The organism is Streptomyces olivoverticillatus (genome assembly GCF_014203555.1).
Classification (GTDB): Bacteria; Actinomycetota; Actinomycetes; order Streptomycetales; family Streptomycetaceae; genus Streptomyces; species Streptomyces olivoverticillatus.
In genome coordinates this window covers 23347-42166 of the sequence record NZ_JACHJH010000001.1, presented here as the reverse complement: position 1 = coordinate 42166, position 18820 = coordinate 23347, and the positions used below count along the sequence as shown (strand labels likewise).

The following is an 18820-nucleotide window of genomic DNA, read 5'->3' as shown; positions in this document are numbered from 1 at the left end:
CGCAAGGGCGCCGTCAGCGGCAGGCGCGTCGGGGCGTCAGGAGCGGCGGCCGCCCGGCCGTCGTGGAACCGAGTATTTCAAGGAGCGCGGCCATGGCCGTCGTCACGATGCGGGAGCTGCTGGAGAGCGGCGTCCACTTCGGTCACCAGACCCGTCGTTGGAACCCGAAGATGAAGCGTTTCATCTTCACGGAGCGCAACGGCATCTACATCATCGACCTGCTCCAGTCGCTGTCGTACATCGACCGCGCCTACGAGTTCGTCAAGGAGACCGTCGCGCACGGCGGCTCCATCATGTTCGTCGGTACGAAGAAGCAGGCCCAGGAGGCCATCGCCGAGCAGGCGACGCGCGTCGGCATGCCCTACGTCAACCAGCGCTGGCTGGGCGGCATGCTCACCAACTTCTCGACCGTCTACAAGCGCCTGCAGCGCCTGAAGGAGCTCGAGCTCATCGACTTCGAGGACGTGGCCGCCTCCGGCCTCACCAAGAAGGAGCTCCTGGTCCTCTCCCGCGAGAAGGCCAAGCTGGAGAAGACCCTCGGCGGTATCCGCGAGATGCAGAAGGTGCCCAGCGCCGTCTGGGTCGTGGACACCAAGAAGGAGCACATCGCCGTCGGTGAGGCGCGCAAGCTCCGCATCCCGGTCGTCGCCATCCTCGACACCAACTGCGACCCCGACGAGGTCGACTACAAGATCCCGGGCAACGACGACGCGATCCGCTCCGTCACCCTGCTCACCCGCGTGATCGCCGACGCCGTCGCCGAGGGCCTCATCGCCCGCTCCGGTGCCGCCACCGGTGACGCGAAGGCCGACAAGGCCGCCGGCGAGCCCCTCGCCGAGTGGGAGCGCGACCTGCTCGAGGGCGAGAAGAAGGCGGAGTCCGAGGACGCCGCCGAGAAGCCGGCCGAGGCCGCTGCCGAGACCCCGGCCGCGGACGCCGAGCAGGCCTGACGCCCTGCCGTACCGGACGGCGGGGGCATGGCCTTCGCCGTCCGCGGTGTCGACCGCCGGTGGCTCCCCGGGAGCCCCGGCGGCCGTGGTGACCTCAAGACGGACAGCCTGCCCGGTGTTCACTGGCACCGCCAGGCGTAGTGCACAAGAAGGATTCAAGGATGGCGAACTTCACCGCCGCTGACGTCAAGAAGCTCCGTGAGCTCACCGGCGCCGGCATGATGGACTGCAAGAAGGCGCTCGACGAGGCCGAGGGCAACCTCGAGAAGGCCGTCGAGCTGGTCCGCGTCAAGGGCCTCAAGGGCGTTGCCAAGCGCGAGAGCCGCACCACCGAGAACGGTGCCGTCGTCTCCGTCATCGCCGACGACAACACCTCCGGTGTCATCGTCGAGCTGAAGTGCGAGACGGACTTCGTCGCCAAGGGCGAGAAGTTCATCGCCGTGGCCGAGACCCTGGCCGCCCACGTCGCCAAGACCGCTCCGGCCGACGTCGAGGCCCTGATGGCCTCCGAGATCGAGGCCGGCAAGACCGTCCAGGCGTTCGTGGACGAGGCCAACGCCACCCTCGGCGAGAAGATCGTCGTCGACCGCTTCGCCCAGTTCGGCGACGGCCAGGTCTACGCCTACATGCACCGCACCGCCGCGGACCTGCCCCCGCAGGTCGGCGTGCTGGTCGAGCTGGACAAGGCGAACGCCGAGGTCGCCAAGGACGTCGCGCAGCACATCGCCGCCTTCGCGCCGAAGTTCCTCTCCCGTGACGCCATCCCGGCCGACGTCGTCGAGAACGAGCGCCGCGTCGCCGAGGCCACCGCTCGCGAGGAGGGCAAGCCCGAGGCCGCCCTGCCGAAGATCGTCGAGGGTCGCGTCACCGGCTTCTTCAAGGAGCAGGTCCTGCTGGACCAGGCCTTCGCGAAGGACAACAAGAAGACCGTCCAGAAGATCCTGGACGAGGCCGGCGTCACCCTGAAGCGCTTCGCCCGCATCCGCGTCGGCGCCTGAGCCGACGCAGGGCAGCGAACGACCCGCGACCCGCTAGGGTCGTATGCAGCCGACCGTCCACCGGCCGGCCGCTGATGTGACGAGGAGGCCATTGCCGCAGAGGAACCGCAAGGATCCATCCGGCAATGGCCTTCTTCGTATGTGCACGAGGAGAACTCCAATGAATCAGGGCGCGGACGCCAAGAAAGCCGACGACAAGGGCACCGGCCTCGGCAAACGCCGTCGGTTCCTGCTGAAACTGTCGGGCGAGGCCTTCGCCGGCGGCGGAGGGCTCGGAGTCGACCCCGATGTCGTGCACGCCATCGCCCGTGAGATCGCGGCCGTGGTCCGCGACGGCTACGAGATCGCCGTGGTCATCGGCGGCGGCAACTTCTTCCGTGGCGCCGAGCTCCAGCAGCGCGGCATGGACCGGGCCCGCTCGGACTACATGGGCATGCTCGGCACGGTGATGAACTCCCTCGCGCTCCAGGACTTCCTGTCCAAGGAGGGCGTCGAGACCCGGGTCCAGACCGGCATCACCATGGGCCAGGTCGCCGAGCCGTTCATCCCGCTGCGCGCCGTGCGCCACCTGGAGAAGGGCCGCGTCGTGATCTTCGGCGCGGGCATGGGCATGCCCTACTTCTCCACCGACACCACCGCCGCCCAGCGCGCTCTGGAGATCCACGCCGAGGCGATCCTGATGGGCAAGAACGGCGTCGACGGGATCTACGACTCGGACCCGAAGAAGAACCCCGACGCGGTGAAGTTCGACGCCCTCGAGTACAGCGAGGTGCTCGCCCGCGGCCTCAAGGTCGCCGACGCCACCGCCATCAGCCTGTGCATGGACAACAAGCTGCCGATCCTGGTCTTCGAGCTGCTGGCCGAAGGCAACATCGCCCGTGCCGTCAAGGGTGAGAAGATCGGCACGCTCGTGAGCGACCAGGGCACGCGGGCCTGACGGGCCCGCCGCCGTCCGCACCGGCCCGCCGAGGGCCGCCGGGCGGCAACTCCGTGCCGTGGGAAGACCTCGGCACGGGGATGGACAACTGCCTGCCGGTCGGACACCGTGCAGGAGAAGACGCGCGCAGGGGCGAGGCTCTGCTTACTGATAACACCAGGAGCAAGTGGTGATCGAAGAGATCCTCCTCGAGGCCGAGGAGAAGATGGAGAAGGCCGTTGTGGTCGCCAAGGAGGACTTCGCGGCGATCCGCACCGGGCGTGCGCACCCGGCGATGTTCAACAAGATCGTGGCGGACTACTACGGTGCGCTGACGCCCATCAACCAGCTGGCGTCGTTCTCCGTGCCGGAGCCGCGCATGGCCGTGGTGACCCCGTTCGACAAGAGCGCCCTGCGCAACATCGAGCAGGCGATCCGCGACTCGGACCTCGGCGTCAATCCGAGCAACGACGGCAACATCATCCGGGTGACGTTCCCCGAGCTCACGGAGGAGCGCCGCCGGGAGTTCATCAAGGTCGCCCGCGGCAAGGGCGAGGACGCCAAGGTCTCGATCCGTTCCGTCCGCCGCAAGGCCAAGGACACCCTGGACAAGCTCGTCAAGGACAAGGAGTCCGGCGAGGACGACGTGCGCCGCGCGGAGAAGGAGCTCGACGACACCACCGCCAAGTACGTGGCGCAGGTGGACGAGCTGCTCAAGCACAAGGAATCCGAGCTGCTCGAGGTCTGATGAACGACGCATCCTGGGGAGCCGCGCCGAGCACCGGGCACCGGCGGGCCGCCGACCGGGGATCCGCCCCCGGCTACCGCCGCGAGGTGCCTCCTCCGGCGGGTCCTCTGCACGAGGCGGGCGCCGCGGCGCAGACTCGGCCCATGCCCATCGTGCCCGACGCAGGCGGAGACCAGGACGACCGTGAGCGGGGGGCCGCTCATGTCGGCGGTCCCCTCTTCCGCGATGAACAGGAGCCCGACATCCGGCCGCAGCAGCCTGACGCCCCCGAGGCGCCCAAGGCGAAGAAGAGCGCGGGCCGTGACCTGCGGGCCGCGATAGGGGTGGGGGTCGGCCTCGGCGCCGTCATCCTCGCCTCCCTGTTCATCTACAAGCCCGTCTTCCTCGGCGTCATCGTGCTGGCCGTGGTCGTCGGGCTGTGGGAGCTGACCTCCCGGCTCGCGGAGCGCAAGGACATCAAGGCTCCCCTGGTGCCGCTGGCGGTCGGTGGCGCCGCGATGATCATCGCGGGCTACGCCAGCGGTGCGGAGGGCGCATGGGTGGCCATGGCCTTCACCGCGCTCGCCGTGCTCGTCTGGCGGATGACCGAGCCGCCGGACAACTACCTCAAGGACGTCACGGCGGGCCTTTTCGCGGCCTTCTACGTGCCGTTCCTCGCCACCTTCGTCGCGCTGATGCTGGCCGCCGGAGACGGCGCCTGGCGGGTCCTGACGTTCCTGATCCTCACGGTCGTCAGCGACACGGGTGCGTACGCGGTCGGCTGGCGGTTCGGCAAGCACAAGCTCGCGCCGCGCATCAGCCCCGGCAAGACCCGCGAGGGCCTGGTCGGCGCCGTGGTCTTCGCCATGGTCGCGGGCGCGCTGTGCATGCACTTCCTGATCGACGACGGCGAGTGGTGGCAGGGCCTGCTGCTGGGTCTTGCGGTGGCGGTCAGCGCCACCCTGGGCGACCTCGGCGAATCCATGATCAAGCGGGACCTGGGCATCAAGGACATGGGCGCCCTGCTGCCCGGCCACGGCGGGATCATGGACCGACTGGACTCGCTGCTGCCCACCGCGCCGGTGGTGTGGGTGCTGATGGTGGCGTTCGTCGGCAGCGCATAACGTCGCTGACCTGCGGTTTTCGGCCGAGGGCCCGCTTGTCCACAGGGACGAGCGGGCCTTTGCCGTACATCTGCGACACTGGATGAACCATGCCTGCACCTGGAGAACTCACTTTCGTCGCGCCGCGCGGGGCCAAGCTGCCCCCGCGGCACCTTGCCGACCTCACGCCCGCCGAGCGCCGGGAGGCCGTTGCCGCGATCGGCGAGAAGCCGTTCCGCGCGAAGCAGCTGTCCCAGCACTACTTCGCCCGGTACGCGCACGACCCGGAGGCATGGACGGACATCCCCGCGGCCGCCCGCGGCAAGCTCGCCGAGGAGCTGCTGCCGGATCTGATGAAGATCGTCCGGCACATCTCGTGCGATGACGACACCACCCGCAAGACCCTGTGGCGCCTGCACGACGGCAAGCTCGTCGAGTCCGTGCTGATGCGCTACCCCGACCGGGTGACCATGTGCATCAGCTCCCAGGCGGGCTGCGGCATGAACTGCCCGTTCTGCGCCACCGGCCAGGCCGGTCTGGACCGCAATCTGTCCACCGCCGAGATCGTGCACCAGATCGTCGACGGAATGCGGGCGCTGCGCGACGGAGAGGTACCGGGAGGCCCCGCGCGCCTGTCCAACATCGTCTTCATGGGCATGGGCGAGCCGCTGGCCAACTACAAGCGGGTCGTCGGCGCCATCCGCCGGCTGACCGACCCCGAGCCGGACGGCCTGGGGCTCTCCCAGCGCGGCATCACGGTTTCCACGGTCGGCCTGGTCCCCGCGATGCACCGGTTCGCCGACGAGGGCTTCAAGTGCCGCCTCGCGGTCTCCCTGCACGCGCCCGACGACGAGCTGCGCGACACCCTGGTGCCGGTCAACACCCGCTGGAAGGTCCGCGAGGTCCTCGACGCCGCCTGGGAGTACGCGGAGAAGTCCGGCCGCCGGATCTCCATCGAGTACGCCCTGATCCGCGACATCAACGACCAGGCGTGGCGCGGCGACCTGCTGGGCCGGCTGCTCAAGGGCAAGCGGGTGCACGTCAACCTCATCCCGCTCAACCCCACCCCCGGCTCCAAGTGGACGGCGTCCCGGCCGGAGGACGAGCGGGCCTTCGTCGCGGCGATCGCCGCGCACGGCGTCCCGGTGACGGTCCGTGACACCCGTGGCCAGGAGATCGACGGAGCGTGCGGCCAGCTGGCCGCCGCCGAGCGCTGATACTGTCCACCTGCATTACTTCGCACAAATGAACAATCCGACAGGGGAGCGCACACAGCGCTGAGAGTGCGGCACGGCCCGCAGACCCTCGGACCTGATCCGGTTAGTACCGGCGTAGGGAGTCAGCTCAACCATGAACACCAACCTTCGGCGTGCCGTCGTGGCGGCGGCCGTCGCCGCCCTCGGCCTTCCGGCGCTCGCCGCCTGCGGCGGCTCGGGGGACAAGGGCTCCGCCGGGGCCGGTGGCGGCAAGACCGTCACCCTCGTCTCGCACGACTCCTTCCTCGTCTCGGACTCCGTCCTCAAGGAGTTCACGAAGCAGACCGGCTACACCGTCAAGGTCGTCAAGGGCGGCGACGCGGGCCAGGCCGTCAACCAGGCGATCCTCTCCAAGAGCCACCCGCAGGGCGACGTCTTCTTCGGCGTCGACAACACCCTGCTCTCGCGGGCGTTCGACAACGACCTGTTCACCCCGTACGAGGCCAAGGGCCTGGACCGCGTCCCCAAGGACGTGCAGGCTGACGCCGCCCGGCACCGCGTCACGCCCGTCGACTCCGGCGACATCTGCGTCAACTACGACCGCGCCTATTTCGCGGACCACAAGCTGGCGCCGCCGCAGTCCTTCGACGACCTGATCAAGCCGGAGTACAAGAACCTGCTGGTCACCGAGAACTCCGCCACCTCTTCGCCGGGCCTGGCCTTCCAGCTCGCCACCATCGCCAAGTACGGCGAGGACAACTGGCAGGACTACTGGAAGAAGCTGAAGGCCAACGACGTCGAGGTCGTCAACGGCTGGGAGCAGGCCTACAACGAGCGCTTCTCCGGCTCCGCCGGTGGCAAGAAGGCCAAGGGCGACAAGCCGCTCGTCGTCTCCTACGCCTCCAGCCCGCCCGCCGAGGTGGTCGGCGTCAACCCGCTGCCCAAGGAGAGCCCCACGGGCGTCGCGACCGGCACCTGCTTCCGGCAGATCGAGTTCGCCGGACTGCTCAAGGGCGCGAAGAACACCGAGGGCGGCAAGGCGCTGATCGACTTCATGCTGGGCAAGGCGTTCCAGGAGGACATGCCGCTCCAGATGTACGTCAACCCCGTCAACGAGGACGCCAAGCTGCCCGAGGTCTTCACCAAGTACGGAGCGAAGATCGCCGACTCGCAGACCCTGGCCCCGGAGAAGATCGCCAAGAACCGCGACCAGTGGGTCAAGGCATGGTCCTCGATCGTCCTGAAGTAGAACCCCGGAGCGCCGCCCGCACGGGCGGCGCACGGCGCACGGCGACGCGGCTCGGCCTGATGGCCCTGCCGCTCGCCTTCTTCGCCGTCTTCTTCGCCTACCCGGTCGCCTCCATCGTCTCCCGCGGCCTCAAGGACGGCGGGCAGTGGCGGTTCGGCCGCATCGGCGAGGTGATCACCGACCCGCACATCGGCCACGTCCTGTGGTTCACCACCTGGCAGGCGGCGGCTTCCACGGCGCTCACGCTCGCCTGCGGGCTCCCCGGCGCATACGTCTTCGCGCGCTTCGACTTCCCCGGCAAGAGGCTGCTGAGGGCGGTCGTCACCGTCCCCTTCGTGCTGCCCACCGTCGTCGCCGGATCGGCCTTCCTGGCGCTGCTCGGCCACGGCGGGCTGCTGGACGAGCTGTGGGGGGTGCGGCTGGACACCACCGTCTGGGCCATCCTCCTCGCCCACGTCTTCTTCAACTACGCCGTCGTCGTCCGCACCGTCGGCGGCCTCTGGGCCCAGCTCGACCCCCGCCAGGAAGAGGCGGCCCGCGTGCTGGGCGCCGGCCGGCTGGCCGCCTGGTGGCGGGTGACGCTGCCCGCGCTCGGCCCGGCGGTGGCGGCGGCCGGCCTGATGGTCTTCCTCTTCACCTTCACCTCCTTCGGCGTCGTCCAGATCCTCGGCGGACCCCGCTACGCCACCCTGGAAGTGGAGATCTACCAGCAGACCGCGCAACTGCTCGATCTGCCCACCGCCGCCGTCCTGACCCTCGTGCAGTTCGCGGCCGTGGGCGTCCTGCTCGCCGTGCACGCCCGCACCGTGCGGCGGCGCGAGGCCACGCTGCGCCTGGTGGACGCGGCCCGCACCGCCCGCCGCCCGCAGGGCGCGGGCCAGTGGGCGCTGCTCGCGTCCGTGCTCGTCTTCATCACGCTGCTGATCCTGCTGCCGCTCGCGGTGCTCGTGCTGCGGTCCTTCGACGGGCCCGACGGCTACGGCCTGGCGTTCTATCGCGCCCTGGCCTCCGCAGGCGACAACGGCGGCACGTTCGTCGTCGCACCCCTGGAGACGATCGGCAATTCGCTGGCCTACGGGCTGGCCGCCACCGCCATCGCGGTCGTGGTGGGCGGCCTGGCCGCGGCCGCGCTCACGCGGCGCGAGGGACGGCTGGTGCGGGGCTTCGACGCGCTGCTGATGCTGCCGCTGGGCACCTCCGCCGTGACCGTGGGCTTCGGCTTCCTGATCGCCCTGGACGAGCCCCCGCTGGACCTGCGCACCTCATGGATCCTGGTGCCGCTCGCGCAGGCGCTGGTGGGCGTGCCGTTCGTCGTACGGACCATGCTGCCGGTGTTGCGCGCGGTCGACGCCAGGCTGCGCGAGGCGGCCGCCGTGCTGGGCGCCTCACCGCTGCGCGCCTGGCGCGAGGTGGATCTGCCGCTGGTCGGCCGCGCGCTCGGGGTCGCGGCGGGCTTCGCCTTCGCCGTCTCGCTGGGCGAGTTCGGGGCGACCGTCTTCATCGCCCGCCCCGACAGCCCCACCCTGCCGGTGGCCGTGGCCCGGCTGCTCGGCCGCCCCGGCGAACTCAATTACGGGCAGGCGATGGCCCTGAGCACCATCTTGATGCTGGTGTGCGCGGCGGCGCTGCTGGTCCTGGAGCGCGTCCGCACCGACCGTACGGGGGAGTTCTAGGTGTCCATGCTGAGACTGGACGGGGTGACCGTCGGCTTCGGCGGGCGGGCCGCGCTGGACGCCGTCGATCTCGACGTCGCCGAGCACGAGATCGTGTGCGTGCTCGGGCCGAGCGGCAGCGGCAAGTCCACGCTGCTGCGGGTGGTGGCCGGGCTGCAGCGGGCCGACGCCGGACAGGTGTACCTCGCGGGCAAGGACCAGAGCGGGGTGCCCGTGCACCGGCGCGGCGTGGGCCTGATGTTCCAGGACCACCAGCTCTTCCCGCAGCGCGACGTCGGGGGCAATGTCGCCTTCGGTCTGCGCATGCGCGGGGTCGCCCGGGCCGAGGCGGAGCGCAAGGTCGCCGGACTGCTCGATCTTGTGGGCCTGCCGGGTGCGCAGCGGCGCGCGGTGGCCGCGCTGTCCGGCGGCGAGCAGCAGCGGGTGGCGCTCGCGCGGGCGCTGGCGCCCGAGCCGCGGCTGCTGATGCTCGACGAGCCGCTGGGCCAGCTCGACCGCACGCTGCGCGAGCGCCTCGTGGTGGAGCTGCGCGGACTCTTCGGCCGACTCGGGACTACGGTGCTGGCCGTCACCCATGACCAGGGCGAGGCGTTCGCCCTGGCCGACCGGGTGGTGGTGATGCGCGACGGGCGCATCGCGCAGGCCGGTTCGCCGCTGGAGGTCTGGCAGCGGCCCGCGTCCGAGTTCGTGGCGCGCTTCCTGGGTTTCGACAACGTCGTCGAGGCGAAGGTGCGCGGGGAGCGGGCGGAGACGGTGTGGGGCGGGATACCGGTGCCGACCGGGACGCCGGAGGGGGCGTGCCGGGTGCTGGTGCGGCCGGCCGGAGTGCGCTTCGCCTCGGAAGGGCTGCCGTGCGTGGTGTCCGGGCGGACCTTCAGGGGCGACCACGTCGCGCTGACGCTGCGACCGGAGGCCGGGCCGGAGCTGGAGGCGGCGGCCGCGCTGCAGACGGCGCCCGGGGTGGGGGAGCGGATGCGGGTCGCGTTCGATGCGGCCGAGGTCGTCGTTCTCCCCTGACCGTCCCTGAATGCTGAAACCGACCGTCCTGAATGCCGAAACGCCGGCCGGGCTGCATGCAGCCCGGCCGGCGTTTCAGGAAGACGACCCGATCGTCACCCCACCGCTGCCCGTTCCGGCTCCTTCGCCTCCGCCACGGGCGGTCCCGCATGGCCGTCCGGCTCGCCGAACCAGGCCACCGCCACCGCGCCCGCCACCGCCAGAAGGAAGCCCAGGACGGCCACCCAGGCGAAGCCGTTGCGGGAGGCGTCGCCGAGCCAGAGCACGCCGATGATGCCCGGCAGCACCGTCTCGCCGACGACCAGGGCCGCCGTCGCACCGTTGACCGAGCCGATCTGCAGGGCGACGGTGTGCAGGTACATGCCGACGGCGCCGGATATCAGGATCGCGTACACGGCCGGGTCGGTGACCAGCGCGGAGAGGTCGAACGGGTTGATGCCGTTCAGGATGCGCACGCCCACGCCGATCGCACCGAAGCCCAGTCCCGAGAGCAGACCGGCCAGGATCGCCGCCTTGGAGCCGAGCAGGCGTACGGCCACGGTGCCGCCGGCCATCAGCACGACGGAGATGATCAGCAGCCACCAGTGGGTGGACATCGCGGTCTCGCCGCTGCCCTCGTGACCGGCCGCCGTGGCGAGCAGCACCAGCGCCGAGCAGACGACGGCGATGGATGCCCACTCGCGGCGGGTCAGGCGGATGCCCAGGAGCTTGATGCTGAGCAGGGCGGTGACGATCAGATTGGCGCTGATGACGGTCTGGGAGAGGAAGAGCGGCAGCAGCCGGGCGGCCAGTGCGCCCAGCCCGAAGCCGATGAAGTCCAGCACCGTGCCGACCATGAACTCCCACGTCACCGCGGCCTTGGCGGTGGACGACAGACTCGGTCCGCCGTGCTGCGTGGTGCCCGAGGTGGAGGCCGCCGCAGCCTCCCTGTGGGCCGATTTGCGCGAGCCCACGGCTTGCAGGACCGAGCCCGTGCCGTAACAGGCCGAGGCCGCGACAGCCGTCAGAAGGCCGATGATCACCAATAGCTCCGTTCGCCCGTAAATCCGTCGTGCTTCTGGCAGACGTACTTTTCGGCGTCGGAGTTGCCTTGAGTCAAGAACTGGTCAAAATCGGTGACCTCCGGTGCTTCTCACCTCGTCAGGGGCAGCGCCGTCAGCTCGGCGATCAACCAGGTGAGCGGCGCGAGGACGGCCAGCAGGACACAGGTCCGTACGGCCGCCGCGCCGCGCAGCATCGAGGCGGGGATGCCCAGCCGCAGGATGGCCGCGTTGGTCTCGGACCGGGCCTGGCGGGTGTCCAGGGCGGCCGTGACGGCGGTCGCCGTGACACAGGCCATCACCACGGCCGCCCCCAGCCCCGTGAGCGGCCCGAACGGGCTGGGCTCCGTGCCGTCCCAGGCCGCCCCGTAGAGCTCGACGGCCGCCAGCGTGCCCGCGGCGACCGCGCACAGCACCCCGAGCGGGCGGCCGGTCCGCTGGGCCGCGTCCTGCAGTATCCGCCCGGCCAGCATCCGCACCGGTCCGGGCCGCCCGGCCGCGAGCAGCGCCCCGCACCAGTGCGTCAGCCCGGGCCCGGCCAGCACCAGCCCCATGGAGGCGAGCAGCCAGCCGCCGAGCAGCCCCGGCGAGGCGCCGCCGGACTGTCCGGGCAGCGCCAGCAGCGCGTCCGGCTTGGGGACCGGGGCGTGGCCGACGTACGCCTCCAGGGCCAGCCCGCAGGCGATGATCGTCACCCCCCAGGGCAGGCCCGCGTAGACGGGCCGGGCGGCCTCCGGGGCGGCCACGGACTGCTCCGGCGGCACGGGCAGGGTGGGGGCGGGGGCGGTCGCATGCCGGGCAGCGCTCCTGCGCTGCTCCCTGCGCGGGCGCAGTGCGACCGCGCACGCGCCTGCGGCCAGCGCCGGCAGCAGCCCGAGCAGCGTGAGCGTCGCGGCCCAGGGCAGCGGGGCCCCGCCGTCCAGCAGCCCCGCCGCGGCACCGCTCAGCGGGGTGCCGCCGAGGCTGCCGCGCAGTTCCAGATAGACGAGGAGAGCGGCGGCGCTGCCCAGTGAGCAGGAGACGGCCGTGGAGGCCGCCGCGAGCAGCGACAGCCGGACCGGCCCCAGCCCGATCGCATCCAGCCCGTCGCGCGGTCTGGTGGCCGGGTCGGTGCGGGCGACGGCGACCGCGAAGTGCACCACGGCCGCCAGGGGCAGCACGCACCACATCAGCCGGACCAGGGACTCCCCGGTCGCCTTGGGGTCCGCCACCGCGTGCCCCAGCGCGCACAGCAGCAGAAAGGCGACGCCCGCCGCGGCGATGGCCACCAGCAGCCGCCGCAGCAGGACGAGCGGGTGCGCACCGCGCGCTAGGCGGAGACTGAGCACGCGGCCCTGCCCTCCCCTTCGGCCGGGTCGGGTGCCGGGAAGGCGCCTCCGCGGCGGCCGTCGACGAGGGTGACCGTACGGTCGGCGAGGGACGCGCTCTCCTCGTCCAAGGTGGCGAGCACCACGGTGATCTGGTGGGAGCGCGCGGCCGTGGTCAGGGTGCGCAGCACCTGGGCGCGGTCGGCGGTGTGCAGTGGGGCGGTCGGTTCGTCCGCGAAGACGACGGTCGGCTCGGCGGCCAGGGCGCGCGCGATGGAGATGCGCTGGCGCTCGGCCTGCATGAGCGCGCCGGGGCGCTTGCGGGCGCAGTCGCCCACGTCGAGGCGCTCCAGCCATTCGAGGGCCGTCTGTTTGGCGGCCCGGTGGCCGGCACCGCGGGCGAGCAGGGGCAGGGCGGCGTTCTCCCAGCCGCTGAGCTCGGGCACCAGGTGCGGCTCGCTGCCGATCCAGCCGAACCGCTCGCGGCGCAGGCGCTCGCGGGCGCCGCGGGAGAGGGTGTGCACGGGGGCGCTGTTGAACCACACTTCGCCCGGGTCCGCCAGGAGCTGGCCCGAGAGGCATTTGAGGAGCGTGGTCTTCCCGGAGCCGCGCGGCCCGGTCACGGCGAGGACCTCGCCTTCGCGGACGCCGATGGAGACACCGGTCAGCGCGGGGGAGCCGTTGTACGAGTAGTGCAGACCACGTGCCCAGAGCACGTCGTTGTCCGGCGGGGCCACCATATCGAGCACCTCGGGTCGCTTGAGTGGGTCCGTTCCCCTGTCCGGGTGAACGAACCGGAGGCCATTGGGTCACTGGCACCGTACGGAACCGGGATCCTAGCCCTCGCCCAGGCTCGGCGCTGGAGTGCCTCACTTTCCTCCCATCGGGCTCATGGTCCGGGGTTTGCGCGGGCATGCCGCGGCCCACGCACGTGGGGGGAGCGGGGGCGCGTGCGTGGGCCGGGGCGGGGAGACGGGCCGGAGCGGGTGTGGGAGGTGCCCGTCGTGCTGTGCAGGGGGTGCGGTGGGGTCAGATCTTGGCCCAGGCTTCGGTGAGCACCCCGCGGAGGATCTGCTCGATCTCGTCGAACACCGCTTGGCCGGAGATCAGTGGCGGGGACAGCTGGATGACCGGGTCGCCGCGGTCGTCGGCCCGGCAGTACAGGCCGTTCTCGAAGAGCTGCTTGGAGACGAAGCCGTACAGCAGCTGCTCGCACTCCTGCGGGGTGAAGGACTCCTTGGTGGCCTTGTCCTTCACGAGCTCGATGCCGTAGAAGAAGCCGTTGCCGCGCACGTCGCCGACGATCGGCAGGTCGTGCAGCTTCGACAGGGTGGTGTGGAAGGCCGCCTCGTGGTCCAGCACGTGCTGGTTGAGGCCCTCGCGCTCGAAGATGTCGAGGTTGGCGAGCGCGACCGCCGCGGAGACCGGGTGCCCGCCGAAGGTGTAGCCGTGCAGGAAGGTGTTGTTTCCCTTGAAGAACGGCTCGGCGATGCGGTCGGAGATGACGGCCGCTCCGATGGGGGAGTAGCCGGACGTCATGCCCTTGGCGCAGGTGATGATGTCCGGCACATAGCCGAACTTGTCACAGGCGAACATCGTGCCCAGACGGCCGAAGGCGCAGATGACCTCGTCGGAGACGAGCAGCACGTCATAGGTGTCGCAGATTTCGCGGACCCGCTGGAAGTAGCCGGGCGGGGGCGGGAAGCAGCCGCCCGCGTTCTGCACGGGCTCCAGGAAGACGGCGGCGACGGTGTCGGGGCCCTCGAAGAGGATCTGCTGCTCGATCTGGTCGGCGGCCCAGCGGCCGAAGGCCTCGGGGTCGTCGCCGTGGATCGGCGCACGGTAGATGTTGGTGTTGGGCACCTTGTGCGCGCCGGGCACCAGCGGCTCGAAGGGCGCCTTCAGGGCGGGCAGGCCGGTGATGGACAGGGCGCCCTGCGGGGTGCCGTGGTAGGCGACGGCGCGGGATATGACCTTGTACTTGGTGTGGTTGCCCGTCAGCTTGTAGTACTGCTTCGCCAGCTTCCAGGCGGTCTCCACGGCCTCGCCGCCACCGGTGGTGAAGAAGACCTTGTTCAGGTCGCCGGGGGCGTAGTGGGCCAGCCGCTCGGCCAGCTCGACGGCCTTGGGGTGGGCGTAGCTCCACACCGGGAAGAAGGCCAGCTCCTGCGCCTGCTTGTTGGCGGCCTCGGCGAGCTCGGCGCGGCCGTGCCCGGCCTGGACCACGAACAGCCCGGCGAGACCGTCGAGGTAGCGCTTGCCCTTGTCGTCGTAGATGTACGTGCCCTCACCGCGCACGATGGTGGGCACCGGGGCGTTCTCGTACGACGACATGCGGGTGAAGTGCATCCACAGGTGGTCGTACGCAGTCCTGCTGAGGTCCTTGCTCACGGCTATCGGGTTCCCCATGTGTAGGTCTGTTTACGGAGCTTGAGGTAGACGAAGCTCTCGGTGGAGCGCACGCCGGGCAGGGTGCGGATGCGCTTGTTGATCGTCTCCAGGAGGTGGTCGTCGTCCTCGCAGACGATCTCGATGAGGAGGTCGAAGGAGCCGGCGGTGACGACGACGTACTCCACCTCGTCCATCGCGGTCAGGGCCTCGGCGACCGGGTCGAGGTCCCCCTCGACGTTGATCCCGACCATCGCCTGCCGCCGCAGGCCCACGGTGAGCGGGTCCGTGACGGCGACGATCTGCATCACGCCCTGGTCGAGCAGCTTCTGGACCCGCTGGCGGACCGCCGCCTCGGACAGCCCGACGGCCTTGCCGATCGCCGCGTACGGGCGGCGCCCGTCCTCCTGGAGCTGCTCGATGATCGCCAGGGAGACGGCGTCGATCGGCGGCGTGCTCTGCACGCCCTTCGGGTCTGCGCTACGAGTTGCCACGTTTCCCACTGTGCAGGAGGACTCGACTGTGTGGCAACCCTTATTCAATGAAATTCGTTGCCGACCATTGTCTGAGTAACTGATTCCGTCGTTCATGGGTGGCGGGTATGTCGAAAGCGTGGCCTTAGTGACTAGGCTGGGCGTCTCACCCATCGGACCGAGACAGGAGGGGTGGCACGTGACCACCGAACTGCGTCGTCTGCGCAATTTCATCGACGGGGAGTTCCGGGACGCCGCCGACGGGCGGACCACGGAGGTGGTCAATCCGGCCACGGGCGAGGCGTATGCCACCGCTCCGCTGTCCGGGGCCGCCGACGTCGACGCCGCCATGGCCGCCGCCGCGGCCGCGTTCCCCGTCTGGCGCGACCTGGTCCCCGGCGACCGCCAGAAGGCGCTCTTGAAGATCGCCGACGCCATCGAGGCGCGCGCCGAGGAGCTGATCGCCGCCGAGTCGGAGAACACCGGCAAGCCGCTGGCGCTCACCCGCAGCGAAGAGGTCCCCCCGATGGTGGACCAGATCCGCTTCTTCGCGGGCGCCGCCCGGATGCTGGAGGGCCGCTCCGCCGGCGAGTACATGGAGGGGATGACCTCCATCATCCGGCGCGAGCCGGTCGGCGTCTGCGTGCAGGTCGCCCCCTGGAACTACCCGATGATGATGGCGGTGTGGAAGTTCGCCCCGGCGCTCGCCGCGGGCAACACCGTCGTCCTCAAGCCCTCGGACACCACCCCGGCCTCCACCGTGCTGCTCGCCGAGATCATCGGCGGGGTGCTGGAGGAGCTGGGGCACCCCAAGGGCGTCTTCAACGTGATCTGCGGCGACCGCGAGACCGGCCGCCTCATGGTCGAGCACCCGGTGCCCGCCATGGCCTCCATCACCGGCTCCGTACGGGCCGGCATGCAGGTCGCCGAATCCGCCTCCAAGGACCTCAAGCGCGTCCACCTGGAGCTCGGCGGCAAGGCGCCGGTCGTCGTCTTCGAGGACGCCGACATCGCCAAGGCCGTCGAGGAGATCTCCGTCGCGGGCTACTTCAACGCGGGCCAGGACTGTACGGCCGCGACCCGCGTGCTCGTCCACGAGTCCGTCCACGACGAGTTCGTCACCGCCCTCGCCAAGGCCGCGGCCGACACCAAGACCGGCCTGCCGGACGACGAGGACGTGCTCTTCGGCCCGCTGAACAACGCCAACCAGCTCAAGCAGGTGGCCGGCTTCATCGAGCGGCTGCCCTCGCACGCCAAGGTCGAGGCGGGCGGCCACCGGGTCGGCGAGACGGGCTACTTCTACGCCCCCACCGTCGTCTCCGGGCTCAACCAGGACGACGAGATCGTCCAGCACGAGGTCTTCGGCCCGGTCATCACCGTGCAGTCCTTCTCCGACGAGCAGCAGGCCGTGAGCTACGCCAACGGCGTCGAGTACGCGCTGGCCTCCTCGGTATGGACCAAGGACCACGCCCGCGCCATGCGGATGTCCAAGGCCCTGGACTTCGGCTGCGTGTGGATCAACACCCACATCCCGCTGGTCGCCGAGATGCCGCACGGCGGCTTCAAGAAGTCCGGCTACGGCAAGGACCTCTCGTCCTACGGCTTCGAGGACTACACCCGCATCAAGCACGTGATGACGTCGCTGGGCTGACCCGCGGCCCACGGGGCACACGAGCAGGCGGCGGCCCGCACCGGGGTTACGGTGCGGGCCGCCGCGCGTCGTATCATCGTCCGCCGGACGCGGGCCCGCCGCCCGCCGGCACCGGCAGACTGCCGAGGGGCAGGGGCGGCTGCCGGACAGGATGTCCCTTGTCCGCGAAGATCCGCCCCGCCATCCTGCCGGAATGCGAGAGAAGCCCGTGAAGCCCCTGTCCCGCCGTACCCTGCTGCGCGCGCTCGGCGCGGGCGCGGGAGCCGCAGCACTCGCCGGATGCGGGGTGCCCGCGGCCTACGTGGCCCCCCGCGACCGGGCCGCGACGGACCGCTCCGCCACGGACAAGCGCCTGGTCTTCGCCAACTGGCCGCTCTATATCGACACCGACGAGAAGAACCCCCAGCGCCGTCCCACGCTGGACGACTTCGAGAAGCTCAGCGGCATCTCGGTGAAGTACACCGAGGAGATCAACGACAACGACGAGTTCTTCGGCAAGGTCAGCCCGGCACTGATGAACCATCAGGAGACCGGCCGGGACATCGTCGTCATCAGCGACTGGATGGCCTCCCGCTACGTCCGGCTCGGCTGGGTCCAGGAGATGGACCGCGCCCGGCAGCCGCACGTCGCCCGCGAGCTGGACCCCCTGCTGCGCAAGCCCTCCTTCGACCCCGGGCGGCGGCACAGCGTCCCCTGGCAGTCCGGCATCACCGGCATCGCCTACAACCGCAAGAAGCTCGGCCGCGAGATCCGGCACACCTCGGAGCTGTGGCAGGACGACCTGCGCGGCCGCGTCACCCTGCTGGCCGGGATGGACGAGGCGTACGCACTGCTGATGCAGGGCAACGGCGCGGACGTCACCCGCTGGACCGCCGACGACTTCCACACCATGACCGACCAGCTGCGCCACCTGGTCCGCAAGCGGCACATCCGCCGCTTCACCGGCAACGACTACATCAAGGACCTCTCCTCGGGCGACGTCCTGGCCTGCCAGGCGTACTCCGGCGACATCATCCAGCTGCAGGCCGACAACCCCGACATCGAGTTCGTGGTGCCGCAAGAGGGCGCCGAGCTGTGGGCCGAGAGCCTGATGATCCCCAACCTCGCCCGGCACAAGGCCAACGCCGAGGCGCTCATCGACTACTACTACCGGCCCGAGGTCGCCGCCCGGCTCGCCGCCTCGGTCAACTACGTCTGCCCGGTCCCGGCGGCCCGCGAGGTCCTCGCCTCGTCCAAGGACAAGGACCTGGCCGCACTCGCCGAGAACCCGCTGGTCTTCCCCAGCGAGGACATGCGCAGGCGGCTGGCCACCGCCCGCGACATGACGGCCAGGGAGCGCCCCGGCTTCACCAAGGAGTGGAACGAGATCGTCGGGCTGTGACCGCCTGCCGCCCGCCTCAGCCGGTCACCAGCGAGCGGAGGGTGCCGATGCGGTTGGTGGTGATGGAGTCGACGCCCGCGCGCAGCAGCCGCCGCATGGTGCGGCGGGTGTCGGCGGTCCAGGCCGAGACGAGCAGCCCGTCGGCGTGGTTGCGGGCCACCAGCTCCTCGCTGACCAGCCCGAAGCGGTAGTTGAGCCAGCGCGGGCGGACCTCGGCGAGCAGGGTCACGCGGGGCGGGGCCAGCGTGGTCCAGGTGAGCGCGATCTCGGCGTCGCCGTCCGCGCGGCGCACGGCGAGCATCGCGGCGGGCGAACCGCAGTAGTACACGCGCCCCTGTGCCCCGGCCGCCCGTACCTCGGCGACGGCCGCGGGCGCGGCGGATGCGTCCGGCAGGTCGACGAAGAGCCGCCCGCCGTCGGCCGCGGCGAGCGCCTCCGCGAGGGTGGGCACGCCGCCGCCGGTCAGAGCGCGCAGCTCGGCCGCCGAGAGCGAGCCCACCAGCCGGGTGTGGCCCCACAGCCGCTCCAGCGTCACGTCGTGCAGCAGCACGGGGACGCCGTCGCGGGTCAGCCGGACGTCGATCTCCACCGCCCCCGCGCCCGCCCGCAGCGCCGAGCGGATCGAGGGCAGGGTGTTCTCGCGGTGGACGTACGGGTCGCCGCGGTGGGCGACGGCGGTGAAGGCGGTGTGCATGGGCCCATTGTGGCGGGAACCCCCGGTGCGCGCCGGGCTTCGGCCGGTCGCGCGGTA

17 protein-coding genes and 1 riboswitch are annotated in these 18820 nt (G+C 70.9%); of the genes, 11 read left to right on the top strand and 6 right to left on the bottom strand.

The genetic code is table 11. The features are described 5' to 3' along the window. Positions 1-92 precede the first annotated feature (92 nt). The 9 genes from rpsB to FHS39_RS00140 all read left to right on the top strand — a co-directional run bounded on the left by rpsB (position 93) and on the right by FHS39_RS00140 (position 9829). Positions 93-950, top strand: a complete 858-nt coding sequence (gene rpsB, locus FHS39_RS00180; RefSeq protein ID WP_184345713.1) for a 30S ribosomal protein S2 — start codon at positions 93-95, stop codon at positions 948-950. 161 nt (positions 951-1111) lie between these two features. Beyond that, on the top strand, positions 1112-1948 hold the full coding sequence (tsf, locus tag FHS39_RS00175; RefSeq protein ID WP_045933104.1) for a translation elongation factor Ts: 837 nt from the start codon (positions 1112-1114) through the stop codon (positions 1946-1948). A gap of 160 nt (positions 1949-2108) precedes the next feature. Then, a complete protein-coding gene (gene pyrH, locus FHS39_RS00170; protein WP_045933105.1) occupies positions 2109-2885 on the top strand; it encodes a UMP kinase in 777 nt (258 codons plus the stop codon). 169 nt (positions 2886-3054) lie between these two features. After that, positions 3055-3612 (top strand): ribosome recycling factor, encoded by a 558-nt coding sequence (gene frr / locus FHS39_RS00165; RefSeq protein WP_045933112.1) that lies wholly within the window; start codon positions 3055-3057, stop codon positions 3610-3612. After that, positions 3612-4715 carry a phosphatidate cytidylyltransferase gene (locus tag FHS39_RS00160; protein WP_184345712.1) on the top strand — a complete coding sequence of 368 codons (1104 nt, stop codon included), beginning with the start codon at positions 3612-3614 and terminating at the stop codon, positions 4713-4715. Before frr ends, FHS39_RS00160 begins: the two co-directional genes overlap by 1 nt. 89 nt (positions 4716-4804) lie before the next feature. Next, the gene (gene rlmN / locus FHS39_RS00155; protein ID WP_184345711.1) at positions 4805-5911 is read left to right on the top strand and encodes a dual-specificity RNA methyltransferase RlmN; all 1107 of its coding nucleotides are present in this window, start codon (positions 4805-4807) and stop codon (positions 5909-5911) included. Positions 5912-5943: 32 nt separating this feature from the next. Then, positions 5944-6049: riboswitch (TPP riboswitch) on the top strand. After that, the gene (locus tag FHS39_RS00150; protein WP_184345710.1) at positions 6045-7139 is read left to right on the top strand and encodes a thiamine ABC transporter substrate-binding protein; all 1095 of its coding nucleotides are present in this window, start codon (positions 6045-6047) and stop codon (positions 7137-7139) included. It overlaps the preceding riboswitch by 5 nt. 59 nt (positions 7140-7198) lie before the next feature. Beyond that, positions 7199-8812 (top strand): ABC transporter permease, encoded by a 1614-nt coding sequence (locus tag FHS39_RS00145; RefSeq protein WP_184346588.1) that lies wholly within the window; start codon positions 7199-7201, stop codon positions 8810-8812. Positions 8813-8818: 6 nt separating this feature from the next. Next, complete coding sequence (locus tag FHS39_RS00140) at positions 8819-9829, top strand: ABC transporter ATP-binding protein (RefSeq protein ID WP_184346586.1); 1011 nt, start codon at positions 8819-8821, stop codon at positions 9827-9829. A gap of 95 nt (positions 9830-9924) precedes the next feature. On the opposite strand, the gene FHS39_RS00135 is transcribed toward FHS39_RS00140, so the two are convergent. From FHS39_RS00135 to FHS39_RS00115, 5 genes are all read right to left on the bottom strand, one after another. Beyond that, complete coding sequence (locus FHS39_RS00135) at positions 9925-10851, bottom strand: hypothetical protein (protein ID WP_184345709.1); 927 nt, start codon at positions 10849-10851, stop codon at positions 9925-9927. A gap of 110 nt (positions 10852-10961) precedes the next feature. Further along, positions 10962-12197, bottom strand: a complete 1236-nt coding sequence (locus FHS39_RS00130) for a hypothetical protein (RefSeq protein WP_184345708.1) — start codon at positions 12195-12197, stop codon at positions 10962-10964. Beyond that, positions 12179-12916 carry an ABC transporter ATP-binding protein gene (locus FHS39_RS00125; protein WP_184345707.1) on the bottom strand — a complete coding sequence of 246 codons (738 nt, stop codon included), beginning with the start codon at positions 12914-12916 and terminating at the stop codon, positions 12179-12181. Before FHS39_RS00125 ends, FHS39_RS00130 begins: the two co-directional genes overlap by 19 nt. 289 nt (positions 12917-13205) lie before the next feature. Next, the gene (locus FHS39_RS00120) at positions 13206-14585 is read right to left on the bottom strand and encodes an aspartate aminotransferase family protein (protein ID WP_184345706.1); all 1380 of its coding nucleotides are present in this window, start codon (positions 14583-14585) and stop codon (positions 13206-13208) included. Continuing rightward, entirely contained in the window at positions 14570-15058 is a 489-nt protein-coding gene (locus FHS39_RS00115; RefSeq protein ID WP_184345705.1) for an Lrp/AsnC ligand binding domain-containing protein, read from the bottom strand. Before FHS39_RS00115 ends, FHS39_RS00120 begins: the two co-directional genes overlap by 16 nt. Positions 15059-15236: 178 nt before the next feature. On the opposite strand from FHS39_RS00115, the gene FHS39_RS00110 reads away from it, so the two are divergent. Next, positions 15237-16688, top strand: a complete 1452-nt coding sequence (locus tag FHS39_RS00110) for an aminobutyraldehyde dehydrogenase (protein ID WP_184345704.1) — start codon at positions 15237-15239, stop codon at positions 16686-16688. Positions 16689-16905: 217 nt separating this feature from the next. Next, the gene (locus FHS39_RS00105) at positions 16906-18069 is read left to right on the top strand and encodes a polyamine ABC transporter substrate-binding protein (RefSeq protein ID WP_184346584.1); all 1164 of its coding nucleotides are present in this window, start codon (positions 16906-16908) and stop codon (positions 18067-18069) included. A 16-nt stretch (positions 18070-18085) separates the two neighbouring features. Here the strand turns inward: FHS39_RS00105 and FHS39_RS00100 are convergent, their stop codons facing one another. Further along, complete coding sequence (locus FHS39_RS00100; protein WP_184345703.1) at positions 18086-18763, bottom strand: glycerophosphodiester phosphodiesterase; 678 nt, start codon at positions 18761-18763, stop codon at positions 18086-18088. Positions 18764-18820 lie beyond the last annotated feature (57 nt).